The organism is Brevundimonas terrae, from assembly GCF_011761985.1.
Taxonomy (GTDB): Bacteria; Pseudomonadota; Alphaproteobacteria; order Caulobacterales; family Caulobacteraceae; genus Brevundimonas; species Brevundimonas terrae.
On the sequence record NZ_JAASQT010000006.1, the window covers coordinates 128,964 to 143,329 of the forward strand.

The window sequence follows — 14,366 nt, forward strand, 5'->3', positions numbered from 1 at the left end:
GGTAAAGCCAAGGCTCAACCATGGCCAAACGGCGACCCTAGATGTCTTGTTTGTCAGACTCTGCGGACGGTTCCGGCGATATCCATTCAGCCAGTGCCGCTTCTTCGCGGGAATCCAGCGGTGCGGTCGCGGTTTTCTGGCGACGGCTGCGCCCCCAGAAGACCAGCCCGCTGCCCACCACCAACAATAAGGGTCCCAGCCACAGGATCAGCGTCCCCCACCGAAAAGGCGGCGTGAACAGCACATAGTCACCATAGCGGCGCACCAGATCCTGACGGATTTCGGCATCGGTCTTGCCGTCGCGTATCTGCTCGCGCACCAGAGCGCGCATGTCCGCCGCAATGGCCGCAGGGCTGTCGGCAATCGATTCATGCTGACAAACCACACAGCGGATATCGACAAACAGGTCGCGCGCGCGGCTTTCGGCCACCGGATCAGCCAGAGCCACATCGGGTCCAGCCGCCGGTTCGGCCATGGCCGTGCCCGCCAGCAAAAGCGCCATGAACGAGGCTGCGAAAAGACGCTTCATGCCTTGGCCTCCTTGCGGCGGCGCGTCCCCGGTCCTGCCCCCACGCGCAAACGGCGATCCAGCAGCGACACCAAGCCCCCCAGCGCCATCAAGGCGGGACCGATAAAGATCAGACGCGCCCACGGATTCCAGTAGAGCCGCACGACCCATGCCGGTTCTCCGGCATCGGTCGCGGTGCGCTCGCCCATCACCACATAGACGTCATCGAGGCCACGAAAATCGAGGCCCACCTCGGTCGTCGTCTGACCACCGGCGGGGAAGAAGCGGCGCTCGGACGTTGTTTCGCGTTCGCGCTTTTGACCCGCGACATCGACCACGGCCAGACGGCCCTGCTCGGCCAGATAGTTCGGGCCTTCGATGATCTTCACGTCTTTAAGCTGCACCTTCCACGGACCGGCAGATATCTCGCCACCGATCGGCAGGGCGCGGGCGCTCTCGACCTTGAAGGTCGTCTCGACCACCGCCCCCAGAATAAAGATACCGACGCCCGCATGGGCCAGCGCCATACCCCATGCCCCCAAGGGCAGATTGCGCGCACGGCGCAGGGTTTCCGCAAACGGAGCGCGGGCCAGCTTGGTGCGCTCGGCCACCTCGGCAATCGCGCCGAACACCAGCCACAGGCCAAGGCCGACACCGGACGCCGCCAATGCCTTTTTCGGATCAAACAGCAGGAAGGCCAGACCCGCCCCCGCAACCGCCAGCACCAGAGCCAGACGCAGGCGCTGAACAGCTCCCTTGGCATCGCCGCGCTTCCACGCCAGCAAGGGTCCGGCAGGCAAAAGGATGCAGGCCACCGCCATCAGCGGCGTGAACACGGCGTTGAAATAGGGTGGGCCAACCGAAATGGTCGCGCCCGTCGTGGCTTCCAGCAGCAGCGGATAAAGCGTGCCCAGCAGGACTGTGGCCGCTGCCGCTGTCAGGAACAGGTTGTTGAGCACCAACATGCCTTCGCGGCTGACGGGTGCAAAGGTCGCCATCGAACGGATCGCGGGGGCGCGAATGGCAAACAGGATCAGGGCTGCGCCAGCGGCCAGTCCCAGAATAGCCAGCAGCATCATGCCGCGTTCGGGATCGACCGCGAACGCATGCACGGACGTCAGAACGCCCGAGCGCACCAGAAACGCGCCCAGCATCGAGAAGCTGTAGGCCAGAATGGACAGGAACACCGTCCAGCCCGCCAGCGCCCCGCGACGCTCGGTGACAATGGCACTGTGCAACAGGGCCGCACCCGCCAGCCATGGCAAGAAGGAGGCGTTTTCAACGGGGTCCCAGAACCACCAGCCGCCCCAGCCCAGTTCGTAATAGGCCCAGAAACTGCCCAGCGCGATGCCGACCGTCAGAAACGCCCACGAAGCCAGCGCCCAAGGCCGCACCCAGCGCCCCCATGCCGGATCGACACGCTTTTCGATCAGGGCCGCGACCGCCAGCGAGAAACAGACCGAAAACCCGACATAGCCCGCATAGAGCAGCGGCGGGTGGATGGCCAAGGCCGGGTCTTGCAGCAAGGGGTTCAGCGAGTTGCCCTGAACCGGAATATCGTCCAGCCGCACAAACGGATTGGAGGTAAAGGCGGCAAACGCCAGGAACAGCGACGACAGCGCGCCCTGCACCGCCACCGCCGAGGTCTTGAGCCCGAACGGCAGACCGCGCGACAGACCCAGCACAGCGCCAAAGGCCGTCATCACCAGACACCACAGCAGCAGCGAGCCCTCGTGGTTACCCCACGCGCCCGCCACCTTATAGAGCAGCGGCTTGTCGGTATGGCTGTTCAGCGCCACGTTCGCGACCGAGAAGTCGGACGTCACATAGGCAAAAATCAAACTGCCGAAGGCCACCACAATGGCCAGTGCCGAAGCCAGAAGCCCCGCAGATGCGGCACCCGCCAGCACCGGATTGCGACGGATGCGCCCCCATGTCGCCATCCCCATGGCGAACACGCTGAGCGCAAAGGACAGGATCAGGGCATAGCTGCCAAACTCGACAATCACGCGCCTATTTCCCCGCCGGTTGATATGAGCCGGATTCGGGACGCCACTCGCCTGTTTCCTTCAGGCGGTCGGCCACTTCGCGCGGCATATAGGTTTCGTCGTGCTTGGCCAGAACCTGCGTGGCCTCGAAGGTGCGGTCGGGGCCATAGCGGCCTTGGGCGACGATCCCCTGCCCTTCACGGAACAGGTCGGGCAGGTCACCCTTGAAATGTACGGGGGCCGTGGCCTCGTTATCGGTGATGGTAAAGCGCACCGAACCATCGGTGTTCTTGACCACACTGCCTTCTACCACCAGACCACCCAGACGGATCATCTGGCCGGTCGGCACCTTTTCCACCGTCACTTCGGACGGCGAATAGAAGAAGGTCACATTGTCCTTCATCGCCCATAGGGACAGGCCCACGGCCAGCGCGAGAACGGGTGCCGCCGCAGCCACCACCCACAGGCGGCGACGGGCTTTGGGAGATTTGGGAAGCCAGTTCATGGTCCTAAACGTCATTTCTGGGCCTTGGCGCGGGCGTCGGCCAGCAGTTTTTCAAGCTCGGGACGGCGGGGATCATTGGGGGCCAGAACCGCCAGGATCGGGGCCCACATTGCCTCGCCCCGGGCCAGTTCGCCACGCGCCAACGCCGCCTCGCCGAGGAAGTAGCGCGCGCCCAACTGGTTCGGGTCCAGCTTGACGGCTTCAACAAAGGCCGCCTCGGCATCGGGACCGATACGGCCCTCATTGGCACGAACCAGACTTTCCCCCAGACGCGCCCAGTTCTGGGCATTGTCGGGTTTCAGCGTCAGGGAACGGCGGAAGGCCGAGGCCGCACCCACCGTATCGCCTGCCTCGAAACGGGCCGCGCCCAGCATGGACAGGGCCAGCGCATCATCCGGTTCCTTGCGGACCACCTCGGTCAGAACTGCCGCCACCTGTGAAGGGTCCAGCCCTTGCGGATTGGCGGCCCATTCGGCCACGCGTTTCTGATAGGGCTGATCGCCGTAACCGGCCGCGCCAAACACCATATAGAGCCCCAGAGCCAGCGCCGCGGTGACGCCCACGCCCCCCAGAACCCACAGACCGTCGCGCGGGCCGACAGCCAGTTGCCCCTCGGCACGACGGGCGGCCAGAAGGCGACGTCCGGCCTCGGCACGGGCGGTTGTCCATGCGGCCTCGTCCAGCAGGCCACGCGCCTTCATCCGGTCCAGTTCGGCCAGTTCGCGCGCGCCCGAAAGGCGGTCGGTTTCGGCATCGTCCGGCGCAGCCAGACGCGCGGCACCTCTTCGTGCGCCCGTCAAAATCAACAGTCCGGCAAGCGCCGTCAGTATCGCGGTCAGGATCCAAAAGATCGTCATAATGTTCGCTGTAGCGGATCAGGCCAGACGATGCGAGTAGGTGGGCACAGTCCCCGGTGCCGCACCCAGACTGGCCAGACGCCGGCGGACCGTGCGGGCCGCATCCTTGGCCCCTGCCAATTGCAGCAGATCGACCATCACCTGCAGGCGGCGACGGGCCAGACGACCACCGTCAACCACTTCGGTTTTATGTAGCAAATCCAAGGCTTCGCCCGACCAGTTGGAGATACGCCCGACAATTCCCTCGACCGTCTGGCGGCGCTCGCTCTCGCATCCCATGGCCGCCGCAGGGCCGTGGGTGGTGGACAAAATACCCACCAATAAACGGGCTTGCTCAACCTGTTCGTCATCCAGCGGCGCCGCCAGATGCGGCACAGCCCGCGTCATACGCCCCGCCAGCGTGGTTTTTTCCTGTGGCAGCAAGACATCCACTGCCTCGTCGGCCTGTTTGAAGCGCTCGACCAGCGACATAGACAGACGCAGTTTCTGATGGCGCAGGGTCCGCGCCCAGACACTGTCGGCACGCGGCACGACCACCACCTCGAACTCCTTGAGGGCCGATGCCAGCCAGTGCAGCCGGTCCCGCAAGGCCAGTACCCCTTGCGGCCCCTCGGACAGATCAAACCCGACGATGAAATCGGCCTTGTCAACCAATGCGCCCATCACCCGATCGACAAAGCCGGTAAAACTGCCTTGTGACAGGCTGGATGACGGGCTGGCCAGAACCGCCGCATGTTCGGCCAGACGCAGGACCTGCAACCCTTCGCGCAGGTGGGCATAATAGATTTCCATCAGCGCTTCGGTGCCGTCATCACCCACGGCCTGTGCCTGTCGCAGCGCCAGTTTCAGCTCGGCGGCTTCTTCGGCACCTATACGGCCCTGCCAGTCCGGCAAGCGCTTGACCGATGTACGGGCAATGCCCGCCACATCCAGTATCCGCGCCAGTCTTTGGCGGGCCTCGGGCGTGCCACCCGGCCAGATTTTGCCGCCGTGGTCGCGCAGGGCGGACGCCGCCGTCTGGCACAGACGGTCGGCAATCATCCGCGCCAGATCGTCATCATAGTCCAGCTTGGGCAGCAGCTCCGGCTCGTTGCGCTTGGCCGCCCGCCACAGATCGTCACGCAGACGCACCGGCAAGACAAAGCCCTGCATGCCGTCCACGCGATCGCGGAACAGCGGCAATAACGGACGCATCACCTGATCGCGGCGCAGACGGTCCCTGATTTCCTCGGCCATCATCAGGCGCACGGCTTCGGCACGCGCGCCAGCCATGTCCGCCACGGCTGCTTCCAGCAGGGACAGGACATGATCCGGACTGCGCATGATGACCTCGCCCAAGGCGACCCTATGTGCGGGTGTCAGTTCCGCCATAAACAGGTTCCGGTCGGCTCCAATCGGCTCAAACTCCAAGGCCGATCATGCAATAGTGTCGGTTAACGGCGTGTTCGTCTGGTGCTTTCAGTTTTAAAGCGCGCGAAATCAGCCCTCGGCGGAGGGCAGTTCCACGACCACTTTCAGGCCGCCCATATCGCTGTGCCCCATCGTTATACGTCCGCCATAGGCCCGCACCAGTTCGTCCACGATCGACAGGCCAAGACCCGTACCGGGGGTGGCCTCGTCCATGCGGGTGCCGCGTTTTAGCGCCGTATCACGCTGGTCTTCGGGAATGCCGGGGCCGTCATCTTCGACGACCACCACCATCTGTCCGGGCACGGACGGCCCTGCCAGCACCCGCACGCGGCGCTTGCACCATTTACCGGCATTTTCGATCAGATTACCGAAGATTTCCTGCAAGTCCTGACGCTCGCCACGGAAGGCCAGACCCTCCGGCGCGCGCCAGTCGATCTCGACGCCTTTATCCGCGAATACCCGCTCGATCATCACCGCCAGTTCGTCCAGCACATCCTCGACGGGGGTGCTTTCGCCCAAACCGTGGGCGGCACGGGCGGCCGCACGCGCACGGCGTAAATGGTGCTCAACCTGATCGCGCATTACCTGTGCCTGACGGCGGACCAGATCAGGCAGTTGCCCGTCCTGTGTTCCCGCCTCGGCCAGCATGACCGCCAGCGGCGTCTTCAGCGCATGGGCCAGATTGCCGACATGGGTACGCTGGCGCTCGACCGTCTCCTGCGAGTGGTCCAGCAACAGATTGACCTGATCGGCCAGAGGCTGGATTTCACGCGGATAGGCCCCGCCCACACGGTTGGCGCGTCCACGGTGAACCTCGGCAATGGCGTGGTCCAGATCATAGAGCGGGCGCAAGCCCACCCGCACCTGCACAAACACAGCCGCCACTAGGCCCAGCCCAAGCAGCAACAGTGCCACCCATGTCACGGTGGCAAACTGGCGCGTATCGGCATCGACATCGGTCCGGTCGATGGCGGCAAAAAACACAACCGGCTCGCTTCGCCCCGGTAGGGTCTTCATGCTGGCGGCAATCCGTAAAGGCTCGCCCTTTGGCCCGTCCTCGGCGCTATAGCTGACGGTCCGGCCAAAGGCATTGTGCAGACGCTCCAGCAGGTCGGGCGCATAGGCCAGCGTCAAGCCGCCCAGCGATTCCGAGCCCGCCACCACGTCCAGTTTGCCGTCCGCATCGGGCTCGGCCACCATCCAGTACTTGCCCGACAACAGGCGCTCGGTCCGCGCCTCGCGGATTTCACCGATATAGAGCTGGCCTTCGGGGGTGATACTGGCGGCCACGACCACCTCGTCGATCGTATCGCCCAGCGTACTGCCCAGACGGCGCAAGGCCGATTCCTGAAACAGCGATGTCAGCACCCCACCCGTCAGGATCAGGGCCACAAAAATCCACGCGGCCGCCAGCCAGATCAAGCGGCGTGTCAGCGAACGGCCGGGGCGCAGTCGCCCCCACCCTGCCTTTACAACCGCCGCCGTTGTGGAGGCCGTATCGTCCGGCGCGACAGCTCCGCTCAATTCGGAACTCAGCCTGCGTCGCTTTCGCCGGCCAGCGGCGACAGGCGATAACCCAGACCACGCACCGTCTCGATACGGTCCGAGCCGATCTTTTTACGCAGACGGCCCACGAACACCTCGATGGTGTTGGAATCGCGGTCGAAGTCCTGATCGTAGAGGTGTTCCACCAGTTCGGTGCGGCTGATCACGCGGCCCTGATGCATCATTAGATAGTGCAACAGGCGGTATTCCAGCGAGGTCAGGCGCAGGGGTTCGCCATTGACGGTCGCCCGCGCCGCACGCGGATCAAGGCGCAAGCCACCGCACGACAGGGTCGAGGTGGCATGGCCCGCTGAGCGGCGCAGCAAAGCACGAAGGCGCGCCAGCAGTTCTTCGGTATGGAAGGGCTTGGTCAGATAGTCGTCGGCACCGGCATCAAAGCCCGCCACCTTGTCCGACCATGCGGCGCGCGCCGTCAGGATCAGAACCGGCGTGGTCTTGCCCTCGCGGCGCCAGCGTTCCAGCACCGAGACGCCGTCAATCTTGGGCAGGCCCAGATCCAGCACCACCACATCATAGGGTTCGGTATCGCCGAGGAACCATGCCTCTTCGCCATCGGGGGCGTGATCCACCGCATAGCCCGCATCGGCCAGCGCCGTCTTCAATTGCCGCGACAGGTCAACATCGTCTTCGACCAGAAGAACACGCATGGATCAGTTACCTTTTAGTTTTTAGTCGTCCCGACGGGGGCGCCCCGAACGGCCATCGACCTCGATGTCGGACACTCGGCCACCCGGATATTCCCAACGCACCGTATAGTCGTCGCCGCGCTCGCGCATGCCCAGCATACGGCCCGGACGGCCATTCTGGACCTCGCGGGCGACCTGGCCCGGATTGGCGCGCTGGCCACGGTTGTCGCGATTATCGCGCTGGTTCCCACGGTCATTGCCGCGGTTGTCGCGTTGTTCATAACGGTCCCGCTCGCGCGACTGGTCACGCGACTGGGCCACTGCGTCCGTTGCGGGAACGACAGCGATCAAGGCGGCAATCAAAAGGGCTCGAATGGACATCATGTCTGCCGGTTTAGGCTCCCGCCTCTGAACATAGGCTGAACGCGGAATTTATCATTACGAAGCCTGACACAAGCTTGGCTGCATAATACTCACACGCAGATTAAAGCCTATCCCGTCGCGACGGACCAGACATTGTTTGTGCCAATATAATGTGCGCTACGGCTTGAAACGGCAAAACTGACAAGGTTTTCATACAGATGAACCGTTTCTGACGCGCTTCGTTCAGATACGGCTCAGCCGCGATCTGCTTTTCTGACATCAACGCCGCAGGGACCCGCTTCCCTCCCCCTGCGACACAGTTCGGAAAGGAGCGCCACATGCGCAAGATGAAATCTTTTATGATCCCCGCCCTGGCCATCGCCGCCTTTGCCAGCGCCGTTCCGGCTGTCGCCTCGGCCCAGTCCTATGGCCGTCACGCGCCGTCCTATGAGCGCCACCATGACCGCCGCGAAGTGACCTATCGCAAGATCGAGCTGGATCGCCGCATCGACCGCGCCCGCGACAATCGCCGTCTGGACCGCGACGATGCAATCAGCCTGAAACGCGAACTGGACGGCGTCATCCGCATGGAACGCAGCATGATGCGCGGCGGTCTGGACCGTCGCGAAATCCAGACACTGGGCCGTCAATATGACCGTGTCGAGCAACGTCTGGAGCGCAAGCTGCGTCAGGAACACCGCAGCGACTACAACAATGGCCGCCGCCACTAGGGCCGGTACCGCACAGGCTTGAGCGGCACTTTTTTCACCCTGTCACCGGTGCCGAGCAAGGGGCGCGATTCTCACAGAATCGCGCCTTTTTGCTAGGGATTCATAACCTTCAGTTCGGGCCAGCGGGCCTGAAGCTTGGTGATGATCTTGTCCCAGTCCTTGGCGACGGGACGTTCTGGCGTCGGGCGGATGGTCAGGTTGAACATGTCCTCAAGCCCGAAGGGCGCGGCCACGCTGATCTCGCCATCGTTTTCCAGACGCACGCCGACCGCAAAACAGGGGGCAACAAAGCGCGCCATCGCCTCGTCTGTATGGGTCAGAGGCGTATAGGGTTGGCCGTATTTCTCAGGGAACCACAGGTGCACGCGGGCCTGATTGCGCACCTCGACCTGTTCGGACAGCGGCCCTTCGAAATGTGCGGCAAAGCGTTTGATCCAGACATCTTCGGCATCCCACGAAGTATCGGGATCGAAATAGCCGATGTCATAATCCTTGATGCCGTAATCGACCGCGCGTCCCGTCTGGTGGTTCCAGACACGCTGATAGACCGCGCCCGAGAACACCCGCCAGTCGGGCAGTTGCAGATCACGCGTGCCTTGAAGCACCTGCATCATCACAGGGTCGCTGTGCAGGATGGCCTTGAGCTTTTGCTCCAGCATCGCCTCGCTCATCGGCGGGTAAATTCACGCACCGGCCATGCGTGGTCCAGCGGGCCATGACCTCCGCCCAGACCCGGCGCGCGGCGAATAGCCTCGGCCACATAGGCCCAGCCCTCGGCCACGGCTACCGACAGCGGCAGGCCCTTGGCGATACCTGCCGCACAGGCGCTGGCCAGCGTACAGCCCGTGCCGTGGGTATGCATCGAATGGATGCGTTCGGTTTCCAGAACCGTCTCGCCATCCGGTGTCATCAACAGGTCGATGACCGTATCGCCCGCGACGTGGCCACCCTTCATCAGGACCGCCTTGGCCCCCATGCGCAGTAAGGCCTCGCCTGCGCGGCGCTGGCCGTCAAGATCGGCAACGGTGATCCCTGTCAGGGCCTCGGCCTCGGGCGCATTGGGTGTCAGCAGCGCTGCGCGCGGCACCATCAGCGACTTCACCGCTTCAACCGCCAGATCGGGCAGCAGAGGATGGCCGCCCTTGGCGATCATCACCGGATCCACCACAGCCGGAGCCTTGGCTTCGTCTAGCAGGGTCGCGACGATTTCCACGACCTCGACACTGCCCAGCATGCCGGTTTTCACCGCATCTGCGCCGATGTCTTCCAGCACGCAACGCGCCTGTGCCGCGATCACGTCCAGCGGCACGGGATAAACGCCATGTACGCCCAGAGTGTTCTGCACTGTGATGGCCGTCACCGCCGTCGCGGCAAACCCGCCCAGCATGGTGATAGCTTTAATATCAGCCTGAATGCCTGCGCCACCGCCGGAATCCGATCCGGCGATCACCAACACACGGGCTTTGTTTTTTGCGCTATCGCTCGTGACGCGGTCACTCGCTACTTGAGCGGATTGATCTATCTGGGTCATGCGCCCGCACCCGAAAACAGTTTCAGGCCAACAATGCCACAGACGATCAGCAGGATACACACGGCGCGGATCGCCGTTGCCGGTTCCTGATAGATCACGATGCCGACGACGGCCGCACCCACGGCACCAATGCCGGTCCAGACCGCATAGGCCGTACCGACCGGCAGTCTTTGCGTGGCCGCCCACAACCCGACCATGCTGGCAGCCAGAGCCACAGCAACACCCAGCGAAATCAGCGGTCTTTGCACCCCGACATATTTCACGCCGGAGGCCCACATGATTTCGAACATACCCGCCACGATCAGGACGAGCCACGGATTGAGAGAGAGCAACCAGTTCATAGGCGCGTGATGGGCGAATCTTGCCCCAAGAGCAAGATGCCGGTGCCCGCTGAAACCCGACGTGTCCCTAGGTACCGATCGGGCCACGGAAAATGAACCATGCCCCCAGTGCGATAAAGGCAAAGCCGATCAAGTGGTTGATCGTCAGCTTCTCGCCAAGATACAGCACCGAGAATCCGGCAAAAACAGCAAGGGTTATGACCTCCTGCATCGTTTTCAGCTCGGCTGCGGAATAGACGGTATGGCCGATCCTGTTGGCCGGAACCGCCAGCCAGTATTCAAAAAATGCGATGCCCCAGCTCAGCATAACCGCAATCCACAGAGGCTTGGGATCGCCCTTCAAATGCCCGTACCAGGCATAGGTCATAAAGACATTGGAGATCGCCAGCAGGATGACCGGCGCAGTATAGGGCGATACGCCGATATTCACTGTCTGGCCCCGTCCAGCGCGGCCTGTACCTTCAGGGCCTGCACCATCTCGCGCACATCATGCACACGTACCATGGCTGCGCCTTGTCGCGCGCCTTCCAGATGCAAGGCAATGGTGCCGCCCAACCGGTCGCCCGCATCGGTCGCCACCGGATCAATCTCGGCGATCATGCGCTTGCGGCTGGCGGCATAAAGAACAGGATAGCCCAAGTCGCACAGTGTCCGCAGATTAGAGCTCAGAGCCAGATTATGCGCCAGATTTTTGGCAAAGCCGATGCCGGGGTCCAGCCAGATATGCTCGCGTTTTACCCCTGCCGCCATGGCCGCATTGGCTTGTGCGGACAGGTGCTGACAGACCTCGGCCACCACATCCGTATAGTGCGGCGCATCCTGCATGGTCTTGGGATCACCGCGCATATGCATGAGGATCAGCTCGCACCCCAACTCTGCCGCCGTCGCCACACTGTCGGGACTATGGGTCAAGGCCGAGACATCGTTCCACACATGCGCCCCTGCCCGAACCGCCGCGCGGGCCACTTCGGGCTTCATGGTGTCGATGCTGATGACGCCATCCCATTCGCGAGCCAACACCTCGATCACCGGCACCACGCGGGCAATCTCGACCTCGGCGCTAACGGGATCCGAGCCAGGGCGTGTGCTTTCGCCGCCGATATCCAGCACATCGGCCCCGTCCGAAATCAGCCTGCGGGCATGGGTCAGCGCTGCCTGTAATCCATCATGTCGGCCACCGTCGGAAAAACTGTCGGGGGTCACATTCAACACGCCCATGACCAGAGGCCGGCGGGTTTCGCATGACGACAACAGGGTTCTCAGCTTCATGGGCCACTATCCCGACAATCTGGATACGCCAGACCTCTAATCCAGCCTCTCGACCTTCTGGAACGGCACGTCAACAGAGCGATGCCCTTGGCACTAAAGCGACTTGCGCTCACAAGCGCCTAGACACATAGTCTCTTTATAAAAGTCATTATCCGCCGCCAGTTTGAGCGGTTCATCGGAGCGTGGCCAGCAGATGCTAAAGGGGCAAGATCAATGAGCGCCTATATTCACGACGCCATTCGCACACCGCGCGGCAAGGCGCGTCCCAATGGCGGACTGGCCGCTATGAAGCCCCAGCACCTTGTGAGCGGACTGATCGATGCGCTGGAACAACGCGGCCATGCGCCGCGCAAGGCCGAGGGCCTGTTGCTGGGCTGTGTCGGACAGGTGGGCGCGCAAGGCGGCAATATCGCCCTTGTGTCCAAGCTCCATGCCGGATTGGATGATACCGCCTTTGCCTATACGCTGAATAACTATTGCGTCTCGGGCCTGACGGCGATTGCGCAGGCGGCGCAGATGGTTACAGGCGGGGCCGTCAGTAGCGTTCTGGCAGGTGGCGTCGAGATGATGTCGCATGTGCCCTTCATGGCCGACAAGGCCGATTACTACACCAATGACGAACTGGAACCGCGCGCACGTTTCCTGCTGGTGGCACTGGCTGCGGACCGTCTGGCCGAAGATTGCGGCATTGCGCGAGAGGCACTGGATGCCGTCACCCTGACTTCGCAACAACGCACCGCCGCCGCCGAGGGCAGCCCCCTTGTGGCCTCGCGGATCGCCGTCAACGCACTGGCAAAAGATGAAGCCCCCCGTGCCTCGACCCGCACTGAAACTCTAGCCGCCATGCCAACCGCATTCGGTGCCATGGCACCGCATTATGCCGGCGCTCTGAACGGGCGCGAAATCGCGTACAGCCACACCCTCGCCCATGCCCCGCCCATGACCGATGGTGCGGGACTGGCGCTTGTTTCGGCCGATCCGAAGGGCGCGCGTGCGCGTATTGTGGCCTCGGTCGAGATCGGCGGCGATCCCTATGCCTCCCTCACCGCAGGCTTTGCAGCCATGGAGCGCGTATTGGCCAAGGCTGGCTTAACGCTGGCAGACATGGACCGCATCGAGTTCATGGAGGCCTTTGCCGTCGTCATCGCCAAATTCCTGCGCGACTATGATGTCGATCCCGAATGCGTCAATGTGGGTGGCGGGCATCTGGCCAAGGGGCACCCGATGGGCGCGACAGGGGCCATCCTGCTCTCATCCTTACTGGACGCACTGGACGCCATCGAGGGACGTTATGGTCTGGTGGTCGTCACCGGCGCGCAGGGCATCGGCGCGGCCATGATCGTCGAACGCATGGGGCCACAGGTATGACCCGTAAGGCGCTTTCGTTTCCCATGCGTCTGCCGGTAATTTCAGCACCAATGTTTCTGGTGTCCGGTCCGGAACTGGTGATAGCCGCCTGTAAGGCTGGCATTGGCGGGGCGTTTCCGACCCCCAACTGTCGTACCCCTTCCGAACTGGACAGTTGGATGGGCCAGATCACCGACGCCCTGTCCCCCGATGACGGTCCGTGGGTGGCCAATATGATCACCCACTCGTCCAACAACCGCCTTGCCGAAGATCTGGCACTGGTGGCCGAGTACAAGCCGCCAATCGTCATCACGGCCCTTGGCTCGCCCAAGCCGGTGATCGAGACGGTCAAAGCCTATGGCGGTCTGGTTTTTGCCGATGTCGTGAACATCAATCTGGCCCGCAAGGCCGCTGCTGCCGGTGTCGACGGCATGGCCTGCATCAGCGCAGGGGCAGGCGGACATACCGGCCATCTTTCTCCGTTGTCCTTCATCTCTGCGGTGCGCGAATTCTTTGACGGCTATATCGCGGTCGGCGGCGGCATTGCCGATGGCTCGGCTATAGCCGGTGCCATCGCGGCGGGTGCCGACATGGTCTATATGGGCACTCGTTTTCTGGCCGCGTCCGAGAGCCGCGCACAGGACGACTACAAGGCCATGATCGTCGATTGCGGCCCCGACGATCTGGTCGTCTCGTCCGCCATTACAGGCACCCCCGCCTCATGGCTTAAACCCAGCTTGAACGCTGCAGACCTTGATCCCGACAATCTGGGTGGTCCGGTTACACGCGACTATTCCGGCGACGGTGCCCATAAACGCTGGAAAGATATCTGGGCCGCAGGTCAGGGTTTGCAATCTATTCAAGCCGTTGAGCCTGTGGCCACAATCGTTGATCGCCTGGAAGACGAATACCGCCTGGCCGTATCACGCTTTCAGCGCATAACAGCGGGGGAAGAACACATGGACCGGTACGTCGCAGCGACGTTGGCCAAGGCGAACAGCCAGTAAGTCAAAACCCGCTGTCGATGATTATCGGCAGCGGGTTTTTTTGTGTTTGCGCGCAGTCATTCCGGCATTTCATCGCGCTGCGCATAGCGGCCCCTGAGAGGCTCGTAGAGCGGCAAGGGGCCATTCGCAGGTCGATGGTCCGGCTGCTTGCGTTTTGGCGGTGTGCGAGGCTGTGGCGGGAGGTTTTTTGTGCGTTGTTTTGCGCGTTTTGAGGTTGTGGCACGAACAGCAAAAAGCCCCGTGCGTTGAGCGACGGGGCTGTTTGGGAGTGTTTGGGTGCGGGAGTAGGATTTGAACCTACGACCTTCAGGTTATGA

17 protein-coding genes are annotated in these 14,366 nt (G+C 62.8%); 3 read left to right on the forward strand and 14 right to left on the reverse strand.

Features of this window, described 5'->3' with window-relative positions:
- Nucleotides 1–37: 37 nt before the first annotated feature.
- From FHS64_RS12625 to FHS64_RS12660, 8 genes are all read right to left on the reverse strand, one after another.
- On the reverse strand, nt 38–529 hold the full coding sequence (locus FHS64_RS12625; RefSeq protein ID WP_167178846.1) for a cytochrome c-type biogenesis protein: 492 nt from the start codon (nt 527–529) through the stop codon (nt 38–40).
- Nucleotides 526–2,517: a heme lyase CcmF/NrfE family subunit gene (locus FHS64_RS12630; protein ID WP_167178848.1), complete on the reverse strand. Its 1,992-nt coding sequence runs from the start codon at nt 2,515–2,517 to the stop codon at nt 526–528. Before FHS64_RS12630 ends, FHS64_RS12625 begins: the two co-directional genes overlap by 4 nt.
- Nucleotides 2,518–2,521: 4 nt before the next feature.
- Nucleotides 2,522–3,001 carry a cytochrome c maturation protein CcmE gene (ccmE, locus tag FHS64_RS12635; RefSeq protein WP_167178850.1) on the reverse strand — a complete coding sequence of 160 codons (480 nt, stop codon included), beginning with the start codon at nt 2,999–3,001 and terminating at the stop codon, nt 2,522–2,524.
- Nucleotides 3,002–3,012: 11 nt separating this feature from the next.
- A complete protein-coding gene (gene ccmI / locus FHS64_RS12640) occupies nt 3,013–3,858 on the reverse strand; it encodes a c-type cytochrome biogenesis protein CcmI (protein ID WP_167178852.1) in 846 nt (281 codons plus the stop codon).
- Between the two features lie 18 nt (nt 3,859–3,876).
- Nucleotides 3,877–5,229, reverse strand: coding sequence for a hypothetical protein (locus FHS64_RS12645; protein WP_167178854.1), 1,353 nt, complete (start codon nt 5,227–5,229; stop codon nt 3,877–3,879).
- Between the two features lie 108 nt (nt 5,230–5,337).
- Nucleotides 5,338–6,792 carry an ATP-binding protein gene (locus FHS64_RS12650; RefSeq protein WP_167178856.1) on the reverse strand — a complete coding sequence of 485 codons (1,455 nt, stop codon included), beginning with the start codon at nt 6,790–6,792 and terminating at the stop codon, nt 5,338–5,340.
- A gap of 8 nt (nt 6,793–6,800) precedes the next feature.
- The gene (locus FHS64_RS12655) at nt 6,801–7,481 is read right to left on the reverse strand and encodes a response regulator transcription factor (RefSeq protein WP_167178858.1); all 681 of its coding nucleotides are present in this window, start codon (nt 7,479–7,481) and stop codon (nt 6,801–6,803) included.
- Nucleotides 7,482–7,502: 21 nt separating this feature from the next.
- Complete coding sequence (locus tag FHS64_RS12660) at nt 7,503–7,844, reverse strand: hypothetical protein (RefSeq protein WP_167178860.1); 342 nt, start codon at nt 7,842–7,844, stop codon at nt 7,503–7,505.
- Nucleotides 7,845–8,161: 317 nt separating this feature from the next.
- Between FHS64_RS12660 and FHS64_RS12665 the strand changes: the two genes are divergently transcribed.
- Nucleotides 8,162–8,554: a hypothetical protein gene (locus tag FHS64_RS12665; protein WP_243862967.1), complete on the forward strand. Its 393-nt coding sequence runs from the start codon at nt 8,162–8,164 to the stop codon at nt 8,552–8,554.
- A 92-nt stretch (nt 8,555–8,646) separates the two neighbouring features.
- On the opposite strand, the gene FHS64_RS12670 is transcribed toward FHS64_RS12665, so the two are convergent.
- The 5 genes from FHS64_RS12670 to folP all read right to left on the reverse strand — a co-directional run bounded on the left by FHS64_RS12670 (nt 8,647) and on the right by folP (nt 11,695).
- Nucleotides 8,647–9,225, reverse strand: coding sequence for a nucleotidyltransferase family protein (locus tag FHS64_RS12670; RefSeq protein ID WP_167178862.1), 579 nt, complete (start codon nt 9,223–9,225; stop codon nt 8,647–8,649).
- A complete protein-coding gene (thiD, locus tag FHS64_RS12675) occupies nt 9,222–10,085 on the reverse strand; it encodes a bifunctional hydroxymethylpyrimidine kinase/phosphomethylpyrimidine kinase (RefSeq protein WP_167178864.1) in 864 nt (287 codons plus the stop codon). Before thiD ends, FHS64_RS12670 begins: the two co-directional genes overlap by 4 nt.
- Nucleotides 10,082–10,426 carry a DMT family transporter gene (locus FHS64_RS12680; RefSeq protein ID WP_167178866.1) on the reverse strand — a complete coding sequence of 115 codons (345 nt, stop codon included), beginning with the start codon at nt 10,424–10,426 and terminating at the stop codon, nt 10,082–10,084. Before FHS64_RS12680 ends, thiD begins: the two co-directional genes overlap by 4 nt.
- Nucleotides 10,427–10,493: 67 nt before the next feature.
- Nucleotides 10,494–10,850 (reverse strand): DMT family protein, encoded by a 357-nt coding sequence (locus FHS64_RS12685; RefSeq protein ID WP_167178896.1) that lies wholly within the window; start codon nt 10,848–10,850, stop codon nt 10,494–10,496.
- 2 nt (nt 10,851–10,852) lie between these two features.
- On the reverse strand, nt 10,853–11,695 hold the full coding sequence (gene folP, locus FHS64_RS12690; RefSeq protein WP_243862968.1) for a dihydropteroate synthase: 843 nt from the start codon (nt 11,693–11,695) through the stop codon (nt 10,853–10,855).
- Between the two features lie 213 nt (nt 11,696–11,908).
- Here folP and FHS64_RS12695 point away from each other — a divergent pair, with 213 nt between their 5' ends.
- Nucleotides 11,909–13,063, forward strand: a complete 1,155-nt coding sequence (locus tag FHS64_RS12695) for a thiolase family protein (protein WP_167178868.1) — start codon at nt 11,909–11,911, stop codon at nt 13,061–13,063.
- Between the two features lie 23 nt (nt 13,064–13,086).
- Entirely contained in the window at nt 13,087–14,049 is a 963-nt protein-coding gene (locus tag FHS64_RS12700) for an NAD(P)H-dependent flavin oxidoreductase (protein WP_243862969.1), read from the forward strand.
- A 1-nt stretch (nt 14,050) separates the two neighbouring features.
- On the opposite strand, the gene FHS64_RS14205 is transcribed toward FHS64_RS12700, so the two are convergent.
- A partial coding sequence (locus FHS64_RS14205; RefSeq protein ID WP_208380967.1) for a hypothetical protein occupies nt 14,051–14,366 on the reverse strand: 316 nt, incomplete at its 5' end.

Coding starts and splice junctions, on each gene's coding strand:
- FHS64_RS12645 (WP_167178854.1), bottom strand. CDS start 5,229: ATGGCGGAACTGACACCCGCACATAGGGTCGCCTTGGGCGAGGTCATC.
- thiD (WP_167178864.1), bottom strand. CDS start 10,085: ATGACCCAGATAGATCAATCCGCTCAAGTAGCGAGTGACCGCGTCACG.
- FHS64_RS12665 (WP_243862967.1), top strand. CDS start 8,162: ATGCGCAAGATGAAATCTTTTATGATCCCCGCCCTGGCCATCGCCGCC.
- folP (WP_243862968.1), bottom strand. CDS start 11,695: ATGAAGCTGAGAACCCTGTTGTCGTCATGCGAAACCCGCCGGCCTCTG.
- ccmI (WP_167178852.1), bottom strand. CDS start 3,858: ATGACGATCTTTTGGATCCTGACCGCGATACTGACGGCGCTTGCCGGA.
- ccmE (WP_167178850.1), bottom strand. CDS start 3,001: ATGAACTGGCTTCCCAAATCTCCCAAAGCCCGTCGCCGCCTGTGGGTG.
- FHS64_RS12695 (WP_167178868.1), top strand. CDS start 11,909: ATGAGCGCCTATATTCACGACGCCATTCGCACACCGCGCGGCAAGGCG.
- FHS64_RS12700 (WP_243862969.1), top strand. CDS start 13,087: ATGCGTCTGCCGGTAATTTCAGCACCAATGTTTCTGGTGTCCGGTCCG.
- FHS64_RS12660 (WP_167178860.1), bottom strand. CDS start 7,844: ATGATGTCCATTCGAGCCCTTTTGATTGCCGCCTTGATCGCTGTCGTT.
- FHS64_RS12655 (WP_167178858.1), bottom strand. CDS start 7,481: ATGCGTGTTCTTCTGGTCGAAGACGATGTTGACCTGTCGCGGCAATTG.
- FHS64_RS12680 (WP_167178866.1), bottom strand. CDS start 10,426: ATGAACTGGTTGCTCTCTCTCAATCCGTGGCTCGTCCTGATCGTGGCG.
- FHS64_RS12670 (WP_167178862.1), bottom strand. CDS start 9,225: ATGAGCGAGGCGATGCTGGAGCAAAAGCTCAAGGCCATCCTGCACAGC.
- FHS64_RS12625 (WP_167178846.1), bottom strand. CDS start 529: ATGAAGCGTCTTTTCGCAGCCTCGTTCATGGCGCTTTTGCTGGCGGGC.